This window comes from Bacillota bacterium (assembly GCA_040754675.1).
Lineage (GTDB): Bacteria > Bacillota > Limnochordia > Limnochordales > Geochordaceae > Geochorda.
This window is the reverse complement of the sequence record JBFMCJ010000681.1, coordinates 1-2,007: the sequence shown is the minus strand read 5'-3', so window position 1 is coordinate 2,007 and position 2,007 is coordinate 1. Positions and strand designations below refer to the sequence as shown.

Below are 2,007 nucleotides of genomic sequence, written 5' to 3'. Positions count from 1 at the left end.
TAGCCTTTGCTCGTGGGCCGCCCAGGCTGCTCTCGCGCCTGAAAGCTCGGCGGCGGCCGCCGCCAGGTCGGACAACGCCCGTTCCAGCGGGGAGTGCTTCTTCGGCCGGCGCCTCTCCCGTGTGAAGCGCTGCTCCCACTCGCTGCGCACCCACTCCGCAATCTGCCGGTCTTCGTCCGTGAGGAGCAGCCCCGTGACCAGCTGCGCCAGTCGCGTCCTGAGGTCGCCGGGGACGCCGCTGTCCAGGATCGCCAGGACCCGCCCCTGTTCCGCCCACAGGGCCGGCGCGTACTGAGAAAGGCCGTCTTGGGCAAGGATCTCGCCCAAACGGGCCTCGGCGTCCCTGTCCTCCGCCAGCGGCCTCCACCCCGAGCCTCCTCGCCCGCAGAGAAGGGTGTGGCCGCGCCTTACCGAGAAGGTCTTTTCGATCCGGTACGCGGCTCCGTCCACTTCGAACTCGACGGCGACGTACGGATGAAGCTGCAGGCCCTTGGGGACCGCTCCCCGCACGTCCTGCTTCGTGCTGTCTGCCCGTTGAAAGAACGCAAATCTGAGGGCTTCGAACAGGCTCGTTTTGCCGGACTCGTTGGGCCCTGCGATCACGTTGAGCCCGGGGTCCAACTCCACGCTGAGGTCACGGGTAAACCCGCGCCAGTTGCGAACCTCCAACCGGTGCACCAGCATCGCTCACCCCTCCTGAGCGGGGCGCCCCACGCGGCCCCAGAGGAGTTCGAGAGCTCGCACCGCTGCCGCCGAGACGCTGGGGGCGGCGACCGGAGCACTTGTGGATTCCCCGATCATCGCGGCGTCCGGGTGCCACACCTCGGGGGGCTCCTCGGCCCCCTCCGCGTAGGCCTTCAGCCGCCTGCCCACTCGGCGCAGAAGCTCCGACGGGAGGGCCTCCATATGCGCCTGCTCGACGGCCGTCGCAAGCTCCGAGTCGTCGACCTCGAGCCAAAAGAGGCGCGCCCGGGCCTCGTCCAGCACCGACTGGAGCAGGTGACGGGCGGGGGCTCGGATGGTGCCGCGGAGGCGCAGCCGTACCAGCGCGCGTTCGGGAATGCCCGCGAGTTGGTTGCGCAGTTGTTTGACCGAGCCTTCGTCGATCAAAGCGGCCTCCTGCTGCATCCAGGTGAACTCGGCGACCCGGCGCGGCTCAATTTGGGGAGCTGCATTGGGTTGCTCGATGGTCACGACGAGTACGAACCCCGACCCGTCTTCGCCGAACGCCGTCGGTTCCGGCGTGCCACTGTAAAACGTCCGGCCCGACGGCTGCCCCTTGGGGTCAGGGTAAACGGAGTGCCAGTGACCCAACGCCAGGTAGTCGAGCTCTCGCTGCCCGGCCGCCGACGGAGGGATGGGATGGTCGTCCAAGGGCAAGTCCGGCAGCACCTGCCACGACCCGTGGGCTATGCCTATCCGGATGCCGTCTTCGGGCCGCCGGGGCGGGATCCAGGCCGTGGGGTCCTGCGAATACACCCGGGCCTTGCACGGACAAGGGTAGAGGGTGACCCCGTCAAGGCGTACGGGGGCGGCCTCCCTCAGAATCCTCACCTCGCCCGGCAACTCTCGCCATTCGTCCCGCACCGTGTAGATGCTGTCGCCTTCGAGCGGATCGTGGTTGCCGGGCAGGATGAAGACGGGGCAGGGGCTTGTCCCGAGAAGCTGTTTGACCTCGTAGAGAAGCGCTTTGCCCACGCGGTTGTTGTCGAACGCGTCGCCGGCCACGATGATGAAGTCCACGTGTTCTGATCTCGCCAGCTCGAGGATGCGGCGAACCGTTCGAAGCCTGGCCTTCCGCAGCTCCTCCGCTCTTTGGCCCTTGCCCGGAAACCCGGCCCCGAGCTGCCAGTCGGCCGTATGGATAAAGCGTATCAAAGAGAACGCCCCCTGCCCCCCGCTTGTTCAACCCGCGCCGACCCCGGGGACCACGGTTCGGCCCAAGGGACGGATTCCCTCCCGATGCCGAGTCTTGGTGCTTGCACGCAGGAGGACCATGGCTCGCCG

Annotated in this window: 2 protein-coding genes; both read right to left on the bottom strand. The window is 67.9% G+C overall.

The genetic code is table 11. From position 1 onward, the window contains the following. Window positions 1–684, bottom strand: a 684-nt coding sequence (locus AB1609_22460) for an ATP-binding protein (protein ID MEW6049197.1), incomplete at its 3' end; no start/stop codon positions are given. A 3-nt stretch (window positions 685–687) separates the two neighbouring features. Beyond that, window positions 688–1,878 (bottom strand): DNA repair exonuclease, encoded by a 1,191-nt coding sequence (locus tag AB1609_22455; protein MEW6049196.1) that lies wholly within the window; start codon window positions 1,876–1,878, stop codon window positions 688–690. Between the last annotated feature and the right edge of the window lie 129 nt (window positions 1,879–2,007).